The sequence below is a fragment of the Pseudomonas sp. GNP014 genome, from assembly GCF_054344005.1.
The window spans coordinates 4,924,179-4,942,827 of record NZ_JBTGUS010000001.1 but is presented as its reverse complement, the minus strand read 5'-3'; the positions used below and the strand labels follow the sequence as shown (position 1 = coordinate 4,942,827).

18 protein-coding genes are annotated in these 18,649 nt (G+C 62.6%); 10 read left to right on the top strand and 8 right to left on the bottom strand.

The features are described from left to right. Nucleotides 1–36 precede the first annotated feature (36 nt). A complete protein-coding gene (locus ACXX9E_RS22125; RefSeq protein ID WP_267804565.1) occupies nt 37–657 on the top strand; it encodes a cell wall hydrolase in 621 nt (206 codons plus the stop codon). Here ACXX9E_RS22125 and ACXX9E_RS22120 read toward each other — a convergent pair. After that, nucleotides 654–1,541 (bottom strand): LysR family transcriptional regulator, encoded by an 888-nt coding sequence (locus tag ACXX9E_RS22120; protein WP_458556193.1) that lies wholly within the window; start codon nt 1,539–1,541, stop codon nt 654–656. The genes ACXX9E_RS22125 and ACXX9E_RS22120 overlap by 4 nt on opposite strands. A gap of 103 nt (nt 1,542–1,644) precedes the next feature. Between ACXX9E_RS22120 and ACXX9E_RS22115 the strand changes: the two genes are divergently transcribed. After that, nucleotides 1,645–3,057, top strand: a complete 1,413-nt coding sequence (locus ACXX9E_RS22115; protein WP_458556192.1) for an MFS transporter — start codon at nt 1,645–1,647, stop codon at nt 3,055–3,057. 78 nt (nt 3,058–3,135) lie between these two features. On the opposite strand, the gene ACXX9E_RS22110 is transcribed toward ACXX9E_RS22115, so the two are convergent. Next, complete coding sequence (locus tag ACXX9E_RS22110) at nt 3,136–3,849, bottom strand: murein L,D-transpeptidase catalytic domain family protein (RefSeq protein WP_123462733.1); 714 nt, start codon at nt 3,847–3,849, stop codon at nt 3,136–3,138. A 150-nt stretch (nt 3,850–3,999) separates the two neighbouring features. Between ACXX9E_RS22110 and ACXX9E_RS22105 the strand changes: the two genes are divergently transcribed. Further along, on the top strand, nt 4,000–5,616 hold the full coding sequence (locus ACXX9E_RS22105) for a L,D-transpeptidase family protein (protein ID WP_458556191.1): 1,617 nt from the start codon (nt 4,000–4,002) through the stop codon (nt 5,614–5,616). 3 nt (nt 5,617–5,619) lie between these two features. On the opposite strand, the gene ACXX9E_RS22100 is transcribed toward ACXX9E_RS22105, so the two are convergent. Further along, nucleotides 5,620–6,135, bottom strand: a complete 516-nt coding sequence (locus ACXX9E_RS22100; RefSeq protein WP_222832645.1) for an HvfX family Cu-binding RiPP maturation protein — start codon at nt 6,133–6,135, stop codon at nt 5,620–5,622. A gap of 633 nt (nt 6,136–6,768) precedes the next feature. On the opposite strand from ACXX9E_RS22100, the gene ACXX9E_RS22095 reads away from it, so the two are divergent. The 3 genes from ACXX9E_RS22095 (at nt 6,769) to ACXX9E_RS22085 (ending at nt 9,962) form a co-directional block, all read left to right on the top strand. After that, entirely contained in the window at nt 6,769–7,653 is an 885-nt protein-coding gene (locus ACXX9E_RS22095) for a LysR substrate-binding domain-containing protein (protein WP_429540783.1), read from the top strand. Between the two features lie 99 nt (nt 7,654–7,752). After that, nucleotides 7,753–8,862: an agmatine deiminase gene (gene aguA, locus ACXX9E_RS22090; protein WP_458556190.1), complete on the top strand. Its 1,110-nt coding sequence runs from the start codon at nt 7,753–7,755 to the stop codon at nt 8,860–8,862. A 2-nt stretch (nt 8,863–8,864) separates the two neighbouring features. After that, entirely contained in the window at nt 8,865–9,962 is a 1,098-nt protein-coding gene (locus tag ACXX9E_RS22085; protein WP_123462743.1) for an extracellular solute-binding protein, read from the top strand. Nucleotides 9,963–10,152: 190 nt separating this feature from the next. Here the strand turns inward: ACXX9E_RS22085 and ACXX9E_RS22080 are convergent, their stop codons facing one another. From ACXX9E_RS22080 to ACXX9E_RS22070, 3 genes are read right to left on the bottom strand one after another with little or no spacing between them, the layout of a single operon-like run. Next, complete coding sequence (locus ACXX9E_RS22080) at nt 10,153–10,782, bottom strand: DNA-3-methyladenine glycosylase family protein (protein ID WP_128615577.1); 630 nt, start codon at nt 10,780–10,782, stop codon at nt 10,153–10,155. Between the two features lies 1 nt (nt 10,783). Beyond that, nucleotides 10,784–11,581 carry an isocitrate lyase/PEP mutase family protein gene (locus ACXX9E_RS22075; RefSeq protein ID WP_458556189.1) on the bottom strand — a complete coding sequence of 266 codons (798 nt, stop codon included), beginning with the start codon at nt 11,579–11,581 and terminating at the stop codon, nt 10,784–10,786. Between the two features lie 32 nt (nt 11,582–11,613). Next, nucleotides 11,614–12,696 carry a bifunctional transcriptional activator/DNA repair enzyme AdaA gene (locus tag ACXX9E_RS22070; protein ID WP_186744153.1) on the bottom strand — a complete coding sequence of 361 codons (1,083 nt, stop codon included), beginning with the start codon at nt 12,694–12,696 and terminating at the stop codon, nt 11,614–11,616. 109 nt (nt 12,697–12,805) lie between these two features. On the opposite strand from ACXX9E_RS22070, the gene ACXX9E_RS22065 reads away from it, so the two are divergent. Beyond that, entirely contained in the window at nt 12,806–13,219 is a 414-nt protein-coding gene (locus ACXX9E_RS22065) for a VOC family protein (protein WP_123462751.1), read from the top strand. On the opposite strand, the gene ACXX9E_RS22060 is transcribed toward ACXX9E_RS22065, so the two are convergent. Continuing rightward, complete coding sequence (locus tag ACXX9E_RS22060) at nt 13,216–13,836, bottom strand: LysE family translocator (RefSeq protein WP_458556188.1); 621 nt, start codon at nt 13,834–13,836, stop codon at nt 13,216–13,218. The genes ACXX9E_RS22065 and ACXX9E_RS22060 overlap by 4 nt on opposite strands. 274 nt (nt 13,837–14,110) lie before the next feature. Here ACXX9E_RS22060 and ACXX9E_RS22055 point away from each other — a divergent pair, with 274 nt between their 5' ends. The 3 genes from ACXX9E_RS22055 to ACXX9E_RS22045 all read left to right on the top strand — a co-directional run bounded on the left by ACXX9E_RS22055 (nt 14,111) and on the right by ACXX9E_RS22045 (nt 17,743). Beyond that, a complete protein-coding gene (locus tag ACXX9E_RS22055) occupies nt 14,111–14,725 on the top strand; it encodes a biliverdin-producing heme oxygenase (protein ID WP_322374908.1) in 615 nt (204 codons plus the stop codon). After that, nucleotides 14,722–16,959 (top strand): ATP-binding protein, encoded by a 2,238-nt coding sequence (locus tag ACXX9E_RS22050; RefSeq protein WP_458556187.1) that lies wholly within the window; start codon nt 14,722–14,724, stop codon nt 16,957–16,959. Before ACXX9E_RS22055 ends, ACXX9E_RS22050 begins: the two co-directional genes overlap by 4 nt. 196 nt (nt 16,960–17,155) lie before the next feature. Then, nucleotides 17,156–17,743: a LysE family translocator gene (locus ACXX9E_RS22045; RefSeq protein WP_458556186.1), complete on the top strand. Its 588-nt coding sequence runs from the start codon at nt 17,156–17,158 to the stop codon at nt 17,741–17,743. Nucleotides 17,744–17,803: 60 nt separating this feature from the next. Here the strand turns inward: ACXX9E_RS22045 and ACXX9E_RS22040 are convergent, their stop codons facing one another. After that, a complete protein-coding gene (locus ACXX9E_RS22040) occupies nt 17,804–18,637 on the bottom strand; it encodes a helix-turn-helix transcriptional regulator (protein WP_458556185.1) in 834 nt (277 codons plus the stop codon). Nucleotides 18,638–18,649: the final 12 nt, after the last annotated feature.

Sequence of the window (18,649 nt, the reverse complement as noted above, 5' to 3'; positions counted from 1 at the left end):
ACCTTGCCCGGACCGGGCGCTGCCGGAAGAACTGACATGGGATTGAAAGCGTTGGCTGGCTGTTTCGCGTTAATGCTGTTGACTGGCGTGGCGGGGGCCACCGATCAGGCACCGATCAAGGCGAAGGCTGAAGAAAAAGCCCAGGTGCTCGAAGAGAAAGCCGCCGACCAAGTCAGTGCGGCCCCGGCACCCAGATCCGAGGCCATCACCCCGACCGAAGCCCAGGCGGTTGACCCGGCCGGCGCGGCGCCGCTGGACGATCCGCTCACCTGCCTGGCGCGCAGTATCTATTGGGAAGCCAAGGGCAAGGACACCCCGGAAATGGAAGCGGTGGCGAGTGTGGTGATGAACCGCCTCGGCCACGAAGGGTTTCCCGACACGGTGTGTGCCGTGGTCAAACAAGGCTCGGAAACCAAGAGCTGCCAGTTTTCCTGGTGGTGCGATGGCAAGCCGGATCAAGTCAAGGAAGATAGCGAATACGCCTTGGCCAAGGAAATCGCCGGCAAGGCCCTCAATCGTCAGCTCAAGGATCGCACCCACGGCGCGTTGTATTTCCATGATCGCAACGTCCATCCGAGTTGGGCCAAGGAATACCGCAAGACGGCCGAGACCGGCAAATTCCTGTTCTATAAACCCGCTGGCGGTGATGCGCGTTAGGCACAGACTTCGCGCACGCAATGGCGCAGCCAGCGGTGCGCCGGGTCAGCGTCCATGCGCGGGTGCCAGAGCATGGACACGCTGATCGGCGGCATCTCGAAGGGCAGGGCGAAACTGTGCAGGCCGCTGCGCAGCTTGCTCGTGTGACGTTCCGGCACTGTGGCGATCAGGTCTGATTCACGCACCAGCGTCAGCGCTGCGGAGAATCCACCGAACGAGGTGACGATGTCCCGTGTCAGGCCAAAGGCGAGTAATGCTTCGTCCACCGGGCCGCTGCTGCGCCCGCGTCGCGAGATCAGAATGTGTTCGCCACCGGCAAAGCGTTTGCTGTTGATCTTGCCCGCGCTCAACGGATGCCCCTCACGCACCACCCCGATCCAGTGATCCTGAAACAGAATGCGGCTGTGCAACGTCGGATCCGTGGTGTCGTCGACCACACCCGTCTCCAGGTCCACCCGGCCTTCGCGCAGCGGCGTGCTGTCCTTGTCGGCTTTTTGCACAAAGCGCAGGCGCACCCCGGGCGCCTCTTCGCCAATGCGGGCGAGCAGGGCAGCGGCAAAGGTTTCCACAAAACCGTCGGTGTTGCGCAAGGTGAACGTGCGTTGCAACCGGCCAGGGTCGAGTGTCTCGGCGGGGCGCAAAACCGCCTCGGCGGCCTGCACCAGATGACCGACCCGCTCGCGCAATTCGAGCGCCCGCGGCGTTGGCACCAGGCCACGACCGGCGCGTACCAGCAACGGGTCGCCGGTGGTTTCGCGCAGACGGGCGAGGGCGCGGCTCATGGCTGACGGGCTCAACCGCAGGCATCTCGCGGCGCGGGCGACGCTGCCTTCGCGCAGCAAGACGTCGAGGGTGATCAACAGGTTCAGATCCGGAGCGGTCATGACATGGCGTTCCATGCAGGTATTGAGTGCAAAGCATGCGTCTTGCGCCGTGTATTGTCGAGGCTCAGGCTACGGCGTATCACCCTTGCGCTGCGAGCACGCCATGCCCCGAGAACCCCTGAACCCCACAGCCCGCTGGGCGCTGACCAGCCTGGCACTGTCGATGTTGATGCCGTCTCTGGACACCAGCATTGCCAATGCCGGATTGCCGACATTGGCGGCGGCGTTCGATGCGACGTTTCAACAGGTGCAATGGATCGTACTGGCCTACCTGCTGGCGGTGACCACCTTGATTGTCAGCGTCGGGCGTCTGGGCGATGGCGTTGGACGCCGGCGCTTGCTGTTGGTCGGGATCGGCCTGTTCACCGCCGCGTCGTTGGCCTGCGCACTCGCCCCTGGATGGATCTGGTTGATCGGCGCACGAGCAGTGCAAGGCGTCGGCGCGGCAATCATGTTCGCGTTGACGGTTGCACTGGTCGCCGATGCGGTGCCCAAGGCGCGGGCGGGCAGTGCAATGGGCTTGCTGGCGACGATGTCCGCCACCGGCACCAGCCTCGGGCCGTCGCTGGGTGGGCTGTTGATGGAGCATGTCGGCTGGCCGTCGATCTTTCTGCTCAACGTGCCGTTGGGGTTGCTCAATGCGTGGCTGGTGTATCGCTATTTGCCGGCCGATCGCACTGCCCGCACGCCCGTGACGTTTGATTATGTCGGCTCGGGAGTACTGGTGTTGACGCTGGCGGCCTATGCGCTGGCGATGACGCTCGAAGGTTTCACCCTCGGATTGCTAGTGGTCAGCCTGTGCGGCGCGGGGTTGTTCATCGTGGTCGAGAAGCAAGCCAGGGCGCCGCTGATACGCCTGTCTCTGTTCGCCGACCCGCGACTGAGCAGCAGCCTGGCGCTGACTTTGCTGGTGACGACAGTCATGATGACCACGCTGGTGGTCGGGCCGTTTTACCTGAGTCGCGGGTTGGGCCTGAGCAGTGCCATGGTCGGATTGGCGTTGTCGGTCGGGCCGTTGCTGGCGGCGTTTGGTGGCGTGGCGGCCGGGCGGCTGGTGGATCGCTTCGGCGCGCGGCGCATGGTGCCGCGCGCGTTGCTGGGGCTGGCCGGCGGTTGCGCACTGCTGGCGCTGTTGCCGACGCATCTGGGTCTGCCGGGGTATTTGCTGCCGATGACGCTGGTCGCCGGGAGCTATGCGCTGTTCCAGGCGGCCAACAATACCGGATTGATGGCGGGTGTCAGTCAGGATCAGCGCGGTGTGGTGTCGGCCCTGCTCGGGCTGGCGCGCAATCTCGGATTGATCACCGGGGCGGCGGTGATGGGGGCGGTGTTTGCCCTGGCCACGGGTGGCCCGACCCAGGCACCTGCCGAGGTCATCGGCCGCGGCTTGCACATCACTTTCGCCGTCGCCACAGCGCTGATGCTCATAGCCCTGATCCTCAGTCGCGCCAAGATCAAATGTGGCAGCGGGCTTGCTCGCGAAGAGGCCGGTACAGCCGACATCTCCAGCGACTGAGCCACTGCTTTCGCGAGCAAACCCGTTCCCACAGAAGCACCGCGTGGCGGCAAAAACTGCAACCGCTGTGGTGCTTTGTCAGCTGGCGTGGGTACTGAGAATGCTCGCCACCTGTTGCGGCTGACAATTGAGGTACGGCGACGAGCGCAGCCAGCGCTGGTCGGGGTACCACGAGAACATGAACTGGCCGTTCTTGAGTTTATCGATCACTTGTCGGGCGATCTGCGGCCGTACCGCCGGGCAGCCCTGGCTGCGGCCGATGCGCCCCTGGCGCTTGCTCCACAACGGATTCACGTAACTGGCGGCGTGGATCACGATGGCACGATCGCGGGCCAGGTCGTTGAAGCCCGGTTCGAGGCCGTCCATGCGCAGCGAGTAACCGTGGGTGCCTTCGTAGCTTTCCTGGGTGCGGAACAGGCCGAGACTGGATTGATAACTGCCTTCACGGTTGGAAAACTGCGTGGCGAAGTTTTCCCCGGAGTTGGAGCCGTGGGCGACCAGATCGCGCAGTACCAGTTTTTTCCGGTTCAGGTCGAAAATCCACAAGCGGCGCTCGGTGGACGGTTGCGAATAGTCGATGATGGCCAGATGGCGGGACGGTTTCGCACCGTTGTTGACCGCGCATTGCATGGCGTTCAAGGCACCTTTCAGCGCTTGGGGATTGAGTTCTGGCGCGGCGTGCGCGAGGCTGGTAAAGAGCACCGGCGATGGTTTGCCGGCGGCAAAAACTGGACTGGTCACGGCGACAAGGGTCGCGGTGGTCAACAGAAGTCGGCGCAAAAACGTCAACATTTATAAAGTGTCCTCACTGTCTACATATTTGGCACTTTGGCTCCTGACTCCCAGTCATACCCGACAGACCCCGGATTCGGGCCTGACTGTTCAGCGCACCTGATGTAAGGTTGACCGTCATTGAGACGGCTACGGATTGGAGTAAAGCAGTTGTTCAAAAAGTACGCATGCTACTTGAGCATTTGTTTGCTCGCAGCGCCGTTTGTCGCTTGTGCCGATGAGCCGTTGCCGCCGCTGGAGACATTGCCGACGCCGCCTGCTGAAAGGCCGGTCGAGCCGCAAAGTCCGCTGCAGGCGGTGCTGATCAGTTTGCCGCAGTCGTGCGCGGCGATTGCCGCGCAGCTCAATGGCCCGGCGCTCACGCAATTGCAGGCCTTCTACGAACAGCAGGACTGGATGCCGGTGTGGGCCAGTGACTCCGCACGATTGCCGGCCTTGCACGCGCAATTGCAACTGTTGGCCGACGATGGGCTGAATCCCAAGCGCTACCCGCTTCCGAGCACAGCGCCGCAGGATGGCGAGTTGTGCGCCGACATCGACATCAGCCGCAACTACCTCCAGGCCCTGCAGGATTTGCATTACGGTCGCCTGCTGCAATCGCATTTCGAACCGCTGTGGCATGCCGACGACACCCCGCGCGACCGTCAGGCGGAATTGCTGGCCATCGCCGTACCCGGCATGCACGACATCGCCGGCGCGTTCGATCTGGCCCGTCCGCGTCTGGCGCAGTATCAAAGCCTGCGCCAGCTCTACGCCGTGCAACGGCTCAAAGCGTTGCCGCAATGGCAGTCCGTGGGCAACGGGCCGCTGCTGCGCCCGTCGATGGAAGATAAACGCGTGCCGGAACTGGCGCAGCGGCTGTTCAGCGAAGGCTATCTGACCCACGCCTTAGGCGCGCCGGGCAATGCCTATGACGGCGTGCTGGTCGATGCCGTGAAAAGTTTTCAGGCCAGCCATTCCTTGCAGGCCGACGGGGTGGTCGGGCCGGGGACGATTGCCGAGCTCAACATCAGTTCGCTGAACCGCCGTGAACAGTTGCGGGTCAACCTCGAACGCTTCCGCTGGCTGGCCCAGGACATGGAACCCAATGGCCTGCTGGTCAACGTTGCCGCCGCCGAACTGACTCTGTATCAGGGCGGTCAAGCCGTGTGGCAGACCCGCACTCAGGTTGGCCGCGCCGAGCGCCAGACACCGTTGTTGAAGTCTCGCGTCACGCGCCTGACCCTCAACCCGACCTGGACCGTGCCGCCGACTATCTGGAAAGAAGACAAGCTGCCGGAAATCCGCAAGGACCAGACCTTCCTCAGCCGGCAGAACCTGCAAGTGCTCGATGCCAATGGGCAACCGCTGGCAGCGGCGGACATCGACTGGGACAACCCCGGCAACATCCTCCTGCGTCAGGATGCCGGGCCGCGTAATCCGTTGGGGCAGATGGTCATCCGCTTCCCCAACCCGTTCTCCGTGTACCTGCACGACACGCCGAGCAAGGCGCTGTTCGAGAAAGGGCCGCGTGCCTTCAGCTCCGGCTGCGTGCGGGTCGAGCACCCGATGCAGCTGCGCGACCTGCTCCTGACCCCGGCGGAAAAGGCCCGCACCGACACCTTGCTCGCCACCGGCACCACTCACGAATTTCGCTTGTCGGCGCCGGTGCCGATCCTGATGACCTACTGGACCGCGCAGGTCGATAATGCCGGTCGGGTGCGCTACGCGCCGGACATCTACAGCCGTGACAGCGCGTTGCTGGCGGGGCTGGACCGGGCGCATTGAGCCTCAGCGGGTGTGGCGTTGCCAGAACACCCGCGCCAGCCACGCATCGACGCTCAGCTTGCCGGCACCGGCGAACAGCAGTGGCAGCAGCGCAGCCAGATAAATCGCCGGCAGCTTGAAGTTGCCGAAGCCCTTGTTGGTGATCGCGTAACCCTGCGCCAGTTCGCTCAGCGTCGACCAGTCGGCGGGCCAGTGCACGGCGGCGGTGGCGACCACGGTCACCACGATCAACGCAAGGGCCGAAATCCGTGTGCCGAAACCGCACAGAATCGCCAGCGCGCCGATCAGCTCGGCCCACATCGACAGCTCCCAGTTCAGCGACGCCGGCAGGTGATCGAAGGGAAACGGGAAGCGCGCCTGGATGTCTTCGAACCAGTTCTGCCCGTTGAATTTCTCCAGCCCCGACTCGAAAAACTCCCAGGCGATAAACAGCCGCAGCGTCAGGGGGGCGAGCCAGGTGCCGGCGCGGTCGAGGTTCAGGTGCAGCCCTTTGATGGCGGTTGAGAGGGTTGTGGTCATGATGCATCTCCGGTGAGTCGGGCCAGTTGAATCGACCGGGGTATTTCAGCCTTGAGGTGTATCGGGGATGTGTCGGCGGGGTGGGGGATTTTGCGTGGGGTGTGTCTGCGGCTTCGGGGTATACAGTGCGATACAGTCAAAAGCCCCTCACCCCAGCCCTCTCCCGGAGGGAGAGGGAGCTGACCGGGTTGTCTTGCGTCCTCCATCGACCTGAAAAAACCAGTCGATGATGGATTCACCGAAGCAGATTCAGGTCGGCGTACATCCTCAATATCTCCCGTGTGTGTAGCGGAGGGAGAGGGCGCTGACCGGGTTGTCTTGCGTTCTCCATCGACCTGAAAAAACCAGTCGATCATGGATTCATCCACGCACATTCAGGTCGGCGTGCATCCTCAATATCTCCCGTGTGTATGGCGGAGGGAGAGGGCGCTGACCGGGTTGTCTTGCGTTCTCCATCGACCTGAAAAAACCAGTCGATCATGGATTCACCCACGCACATTCAGGTCGGCGTACATCCTCAATATCTCGCGATCGGCTCCCTCTCCCTCTGGGAGAGGGCTGGGGTGAGGGCATAAGGGCTGGACGCGCACCTCCGGCCCCGTCAGCATGACCTACAAAAAACGGACCAGCCCCATGCGAAGACTTCCCTCACTGGCCGCCCTGCGCACTTTCGAATGCGCCGCCCGTCACGCGCATTTCGGCCGGGCGGCGGCGGAATTGTGTGTCACCGACAGCGCCGTCAGCCATCAAATCCGCCAGCTCGAAGAGCAACTCGGCGTCGCGCTGTTCATCCGCGAAGGCCGGCAGATTCGCCCGACCATCGCTGCCGGACGCCTGATGCAAAGCCTGCAGCAGGCCTTCGAACTGATCGGCGACGCTTGTGATGAATTGCGCGACCCATCCTCGCTCGCGGTGTTGCGTCTGGCCGTCACCGCGGAGCTCGCGCAGAAATGGTTGATGAGCCGTCTCACCGATTTCTATGCGCGTTACCCGCACATCACCTTGCACCTCTATGAACAACCGATCGACGCTGCGGCGCCCGGGGAAGACATTGATCTGGCGATCACCTACGGCACCGGTCCGGTGGACAGCAGTGCGTATTTCGTCCGGCCGCTGCCCGACCTGCAATTTTTCCCGGTGTGCAGCCCCGGACTGTTCAACCAGGGCAACCTGAAAACGCCAAGGGATCTGGCCCGTCACTGCCTGCTGCACGATGATCAGGACGGCAAGACCTGGACCGCCTGGCTGACTAGCCACGCCGGCGATCAGCGGCCGCAACGCCAGTTGTATTTCGCCCATGCCGGGCTGGCCCTGGAAGCGGCGGCGCAAGGGCAGGGCGTGGCGATGGGCGACAACCTCACCGCCCAGGAGGATTTGCAGAGCGGGCGACTGGTGCGACCCTTCGCGTCGAGCATGACCGCCCTCGGTCAATACGCGCTGGTCTGCGAACGGGTGCGTCTGGAGCGTCCGGCGGTGGCGCAGATGCTCGAATGGTTCAACGATCAACTGGCCGATTGATGAGTTGAATTCAACTGTTCCGTAATAATCATCGTTGGCGAGCGCAGCGCCTGCGCCCTTAGCCTGTGGTCATTCCCAACCCGAAGACGAGGTTTGACCATGGCACGTTTGCTCGACTCCACCCCCAAACAGGACGGCTTCCGTCTGCCCGGCGAATTCGAAGCGAAGTCTGGCTGCTGGCTCGGCTGGCCGGAGCGCACCGACGTCTGGCGCAACGGCGCCAAGCCGGCGCAGAAAGTCTGGGTGCAGATCGTCAGCGCCATCTCGCAGAGTGAGCCGGTCACCGTGTGCGCCTCTGCCGCGCAATTCGCCACCGCCCGCCGGCAGTTGCCGCCGCAGGTACGCGTGGTCGAGATGACCTGCAATGACACCTGGTTCCGCGACAGCGGTCCGTGCTTTGTCGTCAACGATCAGAGCGGCGAAGTGCGCGGCGTCGACTTCGAGTTCAACGCCTACGGCGGCCTCGACGGTGGCTTGTATTACCCCTGGGACAAGGACGACCAGATCGCCAGCAAGATCCTCGAAATCGAGCGCTTCGACCGTTACCGCGCGCCGTTGATTGCCGAACTGGGCGGTATCCAGAGCGACGGCCAGGGCAGCATCCTCACCACCGAGCAATGCCTGCTCAACCGCAATCGCAACCAGCACCTGGGCAAGGACGAAGTCACCCGACGCCTCACCGATTACCTCGGTGCCGAACAGGTGATCTGGCTGCCACGGGGCTGCAAGTTCGACGAAACCGACGGCCATGTCGACGACCTCGCCTGCTTCGTGCGTCCCGGCGAAGTGGTGTTGCAATGGACCGACAACCGCGATGACCCGCAGTGGGAAATCTATCAGGAGGCCTACGACATCCTGCGCCGCACCCGTGACAGCCGGGGCCGCGAGTTGATCGTGCACAAACTGCCGCAACCGGACGTACTGGAGTGGACCGCCGAAGAAGCCGAAGGCCTCGATCAGCAGGACAGTACCCACACTCGACAGGCCGGCACCCAAATCTGTGCGTCATACATCAACTACTACGCCGGCAACCGCTCGATCGTGGTGCCGCTGTTCGGTGACCGCAACGATCAGGTGGCACTGGCGACACTCGCCGAACTGTTCCCGCAGCACAAGATCGTCGGCATCGAAAATTCCCGGGAAATCCTGCTCGGTGGTGGCAACGTCGCCTGCATCACCATGCCGCAATACGCCGGCAAGGGGGTGTGATGATGGGCCTGCACAAACTGACTCAAGCGTTAATGCTGGTGCTTGCACCCCTGTGTGTGCAGGCCGCCGATTCCGCCAAACCGGTGGTTAACCTGTACATCTGGGGCGAGTACCTGGCACCGGACACACTGAAGAATTTTGAAGCGAAAACCGGCATTCATGTGGTCGCCGATCACTTTGACTCGCTGGAAACCGTCGAGACCAAACTGCTCACCGGGCGCAGTGGTTACGACCTGGTGCTGACTGCCGGCCAGCACTTGTCGCGGGCCATCGAGAGCGGCGCAATCCAGCCGTTGGACAAGGCGCGGGTGCCGCACTTTGCCGGGGTCGGTGATGAGTTTCGCCAGCACATGGCGGTGTTCGATCCGGGCAATCGCTATGCGGGGATCTACGCCTGGGGCACCACCGGCGTCGGTTACCAGGACGAGGCGATCAAGCAGCGCCTGCCGAATGCGCCGACCGACAGTTGGGCGATGCTGTTCGATCCGGCCGTGGTGGCAAAATTTGCCGATTGCGGAGTCAGTCTGCTCAATGATCCTAACGAAGTGTTCGCCGCCGTGATGAAGTACATGGGCCTGGACATCAACCGGCAGAACCTCGACGACTTGAAACTCGCCGAGCAGCAACTGGCGAAGATCCGTCCGTACATCCGCTACTTCGACAACGACCTGAACATCAGCGACCTGGCCAATGGCAACACCTGCGTGGCGATGTCGTGGAACGGCAATGTGGCGATTGCGGCAGGGCAGGCGGAGGCGGCGAACAAACCGTTCAAACTGAGTTACCACATCCCGAAAGAAGGCACGTTGATCTGGTTTGACGCGATGGTCATTCCCAAGGACGCGCCGCACCCGCAGGCCGGGCTCGCGTTGATGGATTATCTGATGACGCCGGAGGTGATCGCGCCGATTACCGACACCATTCATTACGCCAATGCGATCACGGCGGCGGACGGCCTGGTCAATGCGTCGATTCGCAATGATCCGGGGACGTATCCCCCGGCCGACGTCAGGGCCACGCTGTACAGCAAAAACGACAACGGCAAAGCCTTCAATCGGGCGTTGATCCGGGCGTTCAGTCGGTTGAAGTCCGGGCTGTGAACAGATGACCCTCAACCCGGCCTTCTCCCGGGAGGAGAGGGGGCCGACCGCGATGTCTTGCGTTATCCATCGACCTGAAAAACCGGGTCGATTATGGATTGCCCCATCAAGTCCTGGCGATCATGTATTCAGAGGCGCTATTTCAGGTCGGCGTAAATCTCCAATATCCCCCCCATCAGTTCCCTCTCCCTCAGGGCGAGGGCAGCGGTTTCGGCACCCGCCACAAATACCACGCCGCCACCGTCCGATAGGGGCTCCATGCCAGGCCGGTCTCGATCATCTGCCTGCGCGTCGGCTGCACTTCCAGTCCCTTCAGTCGCCGATAACCCTCGCGCACACCAAAGTCATCTGCCGGCAGCACGTCCATGCGCCCCAGGCCGTAGATCAACAACATCTCCACGGTCCAGCGGCCGACGCCGCGCAAACTGACCAGGCGCTCGATCAGCGCTTCATCCTCCATCACCAGCGCCGTGCTGTAATCCGGTACCACGCCGTCCAGTGTTGCCTGGGCGATCCCTTGAATCGTCGCGATCTTGCCGGCGGAAAACCCGCAACTGCGCAGGCGTTCGAAATCGGTCGCCAGGATCTGCTCAGGTCGCGCAAACGTCTGCCCGGGAAACAACCCCACCAGCCGCCCGACAATCGCGTCCCCGGCCTTGGCATGCAGTTGCTGATAGGCAATCGCCCGCACCAGCGATTCATAGGGATCGCGTGTCGGGTGCGGTTGGTGCAGGCACGGGCCGATGGCCGCGATATGTCGGTGCCAGTCCGGGTCGAGCGCGGCCAGCAACGCGCTGGCCGCCTGGTAGGTGTCGGGCATGCTATTTCAGCAGGCCGTTGACTTCGCCATAGCTCAACGCCATGAGACCGTGGGTGTCGAGCTGGCCTGTGGCGAGAAAGCTTTTCACCAGCCCGCCCATTGCGCCGTAGAGGAACTCGGCGATGCCGGAACCGGCGCTCAAGCGGCGCACGCCGAGTGCCTGCAACTCCGAGGGCGACGGCAGGCCAGCGAAGCCGAGCACGTTGACCGGCAATGGCGTGCCCTTGCAGATCGCCTCGATTTCATAAGCTGCCGTCACCCCCGCCGCAAACAAGCCATCGGCGCCCGCCGCTTGATACATTGCGGCGCGCCGCAGGGTTTCGGCAACGCGGTCTTCGGCCGGTACAAGGTTTTTCAGATAAACATCGGTGCGGGCATTGATGAACAGCTGCACATTGCGTGTGTCGGCAACCTGGCGCGCCCGTTCGATCTTGCGTGCCAGCAGCTCGGGCGCTGCCGAACCGTCTTCGATATTGATGCCCACGGCACCCGCCGCGATCACCGCATCGAGCACTTCGGCGACACGGCCGAGGTCATCGGAATAACCGGCTTCGACATCGACGGTCAACGGCACGCTGATCACCCGGACGATGGATTCCACGGTCGACACCAGGCGGTCGAGGGGCAGGGTGTTGCCGTCCGGGTAACCGTGGGCCCAGGCCACCGCCGCACTGCTGGTGGCGATGGCTTTGCCGCCGAGGTGTTCGACCAGTCGTGCGCCGGTGGCGTCAGCGACGTTGGTCAATATCAGCAGCCCTTGCTGGTGCAACTGGTGAAACGGCGTCGCGAGCGCGTTCATCAAAAATCCTTCTTGTCAGTTGATTCGGTTCGTCACAGTGCCAGTTGTTGCGTGAGCTGTACGGCAGCGTTTTCCAGCCTGAGCAGGAACGCCTTGCGCGGCTGCCCTCCACCATAGCCGGTCAGCGAGCCGTCCGCGCCGATCACCCGATGACACGGCACGACAATCGACAGCCGATTGTGCCCGTTGGCCAGACCGACTGCCCGGCTGGCACCGGGTTTGCCCAAACCTGCGGCGATGGCGCCGTAAGTGCTGGTCTGGCCGTAGGGGATTTGTTGCAGTGCCGCCCACACTTGCCGGGCAAAGTCGCTGCCGGGCGCGTGCAGTGGCACGCTGAAGGCGCTCAGCTTGCCGGCGAAATATGCCGCCAGTTGCTCTTCGATCTGCTGCAAATGCGCATTGTGCCCCGGTGCAACCGCGTAGCCATAACGGTGCTGCAGGTCTTCCACTTCACGGGTCAGCGCCGGGCGGTCGAGAAACTCCAGCAACACCAGCCCACGACGCTCGGCCATGGCGATCATTGGCCCCAGCGGCGTGGTCAGCCGGGTGAACAGCAGCGGTTCACTCTGGGCGGCGCGGCCGGGGGTGATGTGGAATGACTTCTGGAAGGCATCGCGAAAACCACTGAGTGATTCATAACCGGAATCGAACGCCGCGTGATCAATCGACGTGCCCTGACGGATTCCGCCCAGTGCCACGCCCAGCCGGCGTGTGCGCAACCAGGCGTGGAAGGTCATGCCGAAATGCTGTTTGAACCAGCGCCGCAGTTTCAGCGGCTCGATGCTGTGCGCGAGCAGTTGCGCATCGCTCCAGCGCCGCTCCGGATCGGCGTCCACCGCCTTGAGCAAGCGCTGCACCCAGTCCGGCGCGATGGCTGCCGCGTCCAGCGGTTTGCAGCGCAGGCAGGCGCGGTAGCCGGCCGACAGGCACTCATCGGCATGAGCGAAGAATTCGACATTCTCCGGTTTCGGCTTGCGCGCGGTGCAACTGGGGCGGCAGAAGATCCCGGTGGTTTTCACGGCCGTGAAGAACACGCCTTCATAGGCGGTATCGCGTTCGAGCATGGCACGAACCATTTCGGCGTGGGGGGGCAGGACAACGGTCGGTATGTTCATGGCTCGAGAGTAAAACCAGTTTGTCGATGGCTCCACCGAAAAATCGACAGTGAATTTTTTCGATTCTGCACCACAATGACCGGGTCGCTGAATGTGAGGAGCCCAGCCCATGCAGCCGTTTTCGATTCAACATATTGATCACATCGTCCTGCGCGTTGCGGATCTGCCGCGCAGCATCGCGTTTTATGGCCAGGTCTTTGGCGCCGACGTGGTCAAGCGCAACGAGCCGCTGGGCCTGGTGCACCTGCGCGCCGGCACCTCGATGATCGACCTCGTCGACCTGGCCGGCGAGATTGGCCGCAAGGGCGGCGGGGCGGCCGGTGCCGAGCGGCGCAACGTTGACCATTTCTGCCTGCGCATCGAGCCGTTCGATGAAGCGGTGCTGATCGCGCACTTGCAATCTTTCGGCCTGACCGTGGCGAAAGCCGAATCACGCTTTGGTGCCGAAGGCAAAGGCCTGTCGCTGTACTGCTTCGACCCGGATGGCAATCAGGTCGAACTCAAAGGACCGTCCGTGGCTTAAGCCCGTTTCGCCATCAACAGCGCCGAGGCCGCAGCCGACAACAACCCCGCGCAGCAACGATTGAAGATACGTTTGCCGCGCGGCTCGGCGAACCAGCGGCGCATGTGCAGGCCCATGTACGCGTAGGCGCTGATGGCAATCCATTCCAGTAACAGAAACAGCACGCCGAGCACCGCAAATTGCGCCGGCACCGGGCGGGTCGGGTCGACGAACTGCGGCAGAAAGGCCGTGAACAGCAGAATGGCCTTGGGATTGCCCGCTGCCACCAGAAACTCCTGCCGCGCCAACGCGAAGAAGCCCGCTGCTGCACCGGTCACCTGTTGCCCGGCGTCGGGGTTGGCCCGCCACAATTGCCAGGCCAGGTACAGCAGATACGCCGCGCCAGTGATCTTGATCGCCTGGAACAGCCATTGCGACGTCTGCAACACCACCGACAACCCGGCGCCGGCCAGCGCAATCATGCCGGCGAACGCCAGAATCCGCCCGATCCCGGCCGTGCAGGCACGGCGAAAGCCGTAATGGGTGGCATTGCTGACCGACAGCAGATTGTTCGGGCCGGGTGCCATGTTCAGGGCGAAACAGGCGGGCAGAAACAGTGACAGCGTGGCGAGGTCCATGGGCGCGGGCTCCAGAAGCGATTGCGGTTTTTTATCACAGGCTGCAAGCGCGCTACCCCATACAGTCAGGCGCGAGAGTCACGGTACAGCGCCCGACGCTCAGTGAATCTTGTCGAACTTTTGTGAATCGTCTGAACTCTGAAAGGTCGGAGCGTGATGGTTTTCGCAGAAAAAACTGCCTGTCCGGTCAGAAAGGGCGATTGCCGTGTAAGCTTTCGTCCCCAGATGCACACACCCCGCACGGCCCCAGGTGGCCCCACCAAGAGCGATTTACATGCAAGCAAAGGCCCGTGAAGTTTATGTGCCACCGGTGCTGCAAGATCTGCGGGCCGGCACTGCCGAGCTGCACATCGCACTGGAAAAGCGTCTGCCGTTTTTTTCCGATAGCCTCGATATACCTGCGTTCAAGCGCCTGATGGCGGCGTATTACGGCTTTTATGAGCCACTGGAAAGCCTGTTGCAGATCAACGGTTGCGTCCCCGCCGATTTCGATCTCGGCCCACGACGCAAAACCCCGACGCTGCGCGCCGATCTGCAAGCGCTGGGGTGCACTGCCGAAGCGCTCGAACAACTGCCGATGTGCGCTCAATTGCCGGTGATCGACTCCAGCGCCGCCGGCCTCGGCGTGCTCTATGTGCTCGAAGGTGCGACGCTCGGCGGGCAGATCCTGCGCCGGGAAATCGCTACGCGACTGGGCCTGGATGCCTCCAACGGTGCGGCCTTTCTCGATATCTACGGCGCCGCCACCGGTCGCCGCTGGCGGGAGTTCATCGAATACCTGGGCAATCGCCCGATGTGCGCCGAGGAGCGCGCAGCTGTCGTCACGGCGGCACAAACCACATTCAGCTGTTTCGAGCGCTGGCTCGAGCGCCGGGAGGTACTGGCATGACCCCGCAAGACAAAGAAACGTTTGAAGAATTGCTGGCCAACTGCGCCGACGAGCCGATTCGATTCCCCGGCGCGATCCAGCCCCACGGCGTGCTGCTGACCCTCAGCGAGCCGGCGCTGGAGATCATTCAGGTCAGCGCCAACGTTGAATCCATGCTGGCCCGTGCGCCGCAGAGCCTGATCGGCCAGCCACTCGAAAGCCTGATCGGCGCCGCCGAAGCGACGCAAGTGCGCGAGGCCCTGCTGCATCCGGCACTGTCCGACGGACCGCCGCTGCGCTTCAGCGTCAATGGCACCGCGTTCGAAGGTTTGCTGCACCGTCACCAAGGGGTGCTGATTCTGGAACTGGAAATCCACGTCGAAAACTTCCAGCCCCGTAACGTCGCCGGCAAACAGACCCATCTGGGGCGCATGCTTCAGCGCCTACAAGCGGCCACCACGTTGCAGGCGCTGTATGACATCAGCGTCACTGAAATCCAGGCCATGACCGGTTACGACCGGGTGCTGATCTACCGTTTCGAAGAGGAAGGGCACGGCCAGGTCATCGCCGAAGCCTCCGATCCGTCGATGGAGGTGTTCAACGGCCTGTTCTTCCCGGCTTCGGACATTCCCGAGCAGGCGCGTGAGTTGTACCGCACCAACTGGCTGCGGATCATCCCCAACGCCGATTACCAACCGGTGCCGCTGGTGCCGAAGCTGCGCCCGGATACCGGCACGCCGCTGGACCTGAGTTTCGCCACCCTGCGCAGCGTGTCGCCGATTCACTGCCAGTACATGAAGAACATGGGCGTGCTGTCGTCGATGAGCATTTCCCTGCTCAAGGGCGACCGGCTCTGGGGCCTGATCAGTTGCGGCAATCGCGAGCCGCTGCACGTGCCTCACGAATTGCGTGCGGCGTGCCAGACCATTGGCCAGGTGCTGTCGCTGCAGATCAGCGCCATGGAAGCGCTGGAGATCAGCCGCCAGCGTGACGAAAAACTCGAGGCGTTGGCGCTGCTCAATCAGGCGATGATCGATTCGCCGCAGAACGTCTTCGACGGTCTGGCCAATCAGCCGCAGGCATTGATGGCGCTGACCAACGCCGGCGGTATTGCGATCATCGAAGACAAACAGTTGCACCGCTACGGCAACTGCCCGGAACCGGACGACATCCGCGCCTTGCACAAATGGTTGCAGGCGTCCGGTGAGCCAGTGTTTGCCAGTCATCACCTGGCCAGCGTTTATCCGCCGGCGGCGCAGTATCAGCAGGTGGCCAGTGGCATGCTCGCCATGAGCCTGCCGAAACCGGTGGACAACGGCGTGCTGTGGTTCCGCCCCGAGGTCAAGGAAAACATCAACTGGAGCGGTGACCCGCGCAAGCCGCTGGATCTGGAAAACTCCGACGCCGGGTTGCGTCTGCGCCCGCGCACTTCGTTCGAAATCTGGAAAGTCGAGATGGCCGGGATCTCCACCAAGTGGAGCCACGGCGATGTGTTCGCCGCCAACGATCTGCGCCGCTCGGCGCTGGAGAACGATCTGGCCCGGCAAGTGCGCCGAGAGCAGGAAGCAGTGCGCGCTCGCGACGACCTGGTTGCGGTGGTGTCCCACGACCTGCGCAATCCGATGACCGTGATCTCGATGCTCTGCGGCATGATGCAGAAGGCGTTCAGCTCCGACGGTCCGCATACTTCACGGCGGATCTCCACGGCCATCGACACCATGCAGCAGGCTGCCGGACGCATGAACACGTTGCTGGAAGACTTGCTCGATACCTCAAAAATCGACGCCGGGCGCTACTCCATCACCCCGCAGAAACTCGACGTCGGGCAGATGTTCGAGGAAGCGCAGGCGTTGCTTGCGCCGTTGGCGCTGGACAAGGACATCAGCATTTCCTTTGCGGCGGACCCTGATCTGCGCATCCACGCCGACCCGGAGCGACTGTTTCAGGTGCTGTCCAATCTGGTCGGCAACGCGATCAAGTTCACCCCGCGCCTGGGCACGGTGGGCGTACACGCCACCTCCGTTGGCAATCAGATCGTCTTTACGGTGCGAGACAGCGGCGAGGGCATTCCCAAGGAACATCTGCCGCACGTGTTCGACCGCTACTGGACGATGAAGGAAGGCAACCCGACCGGCACCGGCCTGGGTTTGTACATCACCCAGGGCATCGTCGAAGCCCACGGCGGACAAATCGTCGCCGAAAGCGAACCAGGGCAGGGCAGCGAATTCCGCTTCACCGTGCCGCGCCTGGACTGAACACAGCTTTTATGTGGGAGCGAGCTTGCTCGCGAATGGGGTCGTCCTGGCAATGCAGTGTTGAATGACCCTCCGCTTTCTCGAGCAAGCTCGCTCCCACAAGGGATATGTGTGGTCAGGGGCATTTTCTTCAATACCGGGAGCAGGGCGCTGGCTAGGGTGTGCACCTTGTTCCTCGATTTGAAGCAGGTGTGCGATGAGTCTGATTGTATCCATGGCGGCGTTTGCGCTGGCGGCGTCCATCACGCCGGGGCCGGTGAATATTGTGGCGTTGAGTTCCGGGGCGCAGTTCGGTTTTCGTGCCAGTCAGCGGCATGTTGCCGGAGCGACGCTGGGGTTTGTGCTGTTGCTGGTGCTGATGGGCCTGGGTTTGCACGAGGTGCTGAAACTCTGGCCATTCCTGACCCGCGTGGTGCAACTGGCCGGCGTGGCGTTTTTGCTGTTCATGGCGTGGAAACTGGCTGTGGATGATGGACAGTTGAACGCCAAGGATTCCGGGCGAGCGCCATCGCTGCTCTATGGCGCGGTGATGCAATGGCTCAACCCGAAAGCCTGGCTGGCGTGTGTCGCGGGCATGGGAGCGTTTGTCGCCGATGGCGAGGCGCGGCTGGTGTGGCAGTTTGCGGCGGTGTATCTGGTGATCTGTTATCTATCGGTGGGCTGCTGGGCGTATGCCGGGACGTTTTTGCGTGGGTATCTGAGCAACGCGGCGGGGATTCGCGGGTTCAATCGGGTAATGGCGGGGCTGTTGGCACTGAGCGCAATCTACCTATTGCTACCGTAGACCTTGTAGGCGCGAGCAGGCTCGCTCCCTCAGGAGAAGTGTTGAGTTTTAGAGGCAGCGTCAGCCGCGATATTGGCCGGGCGTCGCCGCCAGATGCTGCTTGAACGCGCGCTGAAAATGCGCCTGATCGGCAAACCCCGCTTCCAGCGCCACATCGGCAATCAACTGCCCGCTGCGCAGGCGCTCGCGGGCGAACTGGATGCGCTGGTTGACCACAAAGGCGTGGGGCGTCATGCCGTAATGCTGTTTAAAGGCGCGGATCAGGTATGACGGGGACAGTTGTGCTGCCGCACAGATATCGTCGAGGTTGAGCACCTCGGTGCAGTGTTCGCGGATGAAATCCGCAGCACGTTCCAGTTTGAAGTTCGGCTCGCGCAGAGAGGGGCCGACGGGGTTCAAACGCAGTTGCAGATCACTGAAAAACTCTACCGCTGCGCTCTGTTTGCGCAGCACATCCTGGTGCGGGTCGATCAACGTTTCATAAAGTCCATTCAGCTCATTGAACAGTGCAGCATCGTCGAGGTGAGTGGTGGAAAAACGCCGAAACTCAAGATCACTGGCAAACCCCAACTGATGCTGCAAATCCGTCAGCCACGGTGTTTCGACGTACAGCATCACGTACGACCACGGCTGATCTTCGATCGGATTGCACGCATGCACATCGCCCGGATTCATCAACACCACCGTGCCTGCCGCCACGTCGAACTGCGCCTGCTCGTGCACATACGTGCTGCGCCCGGCGGTGATCGCGCCGATGGAAAAGTGCGCGTGAGAATGCCGCGCATAACAGACCTCGCGGCCATCGGCGATGGCCCGCGCTTCAATGAAGGGCAGGGCTTCGTCGCGCCAGAAACGCGGGGCTTTTTCAGGGTGTTTGGCGGCAGCGTGTTTCATCGTTGTTATTCC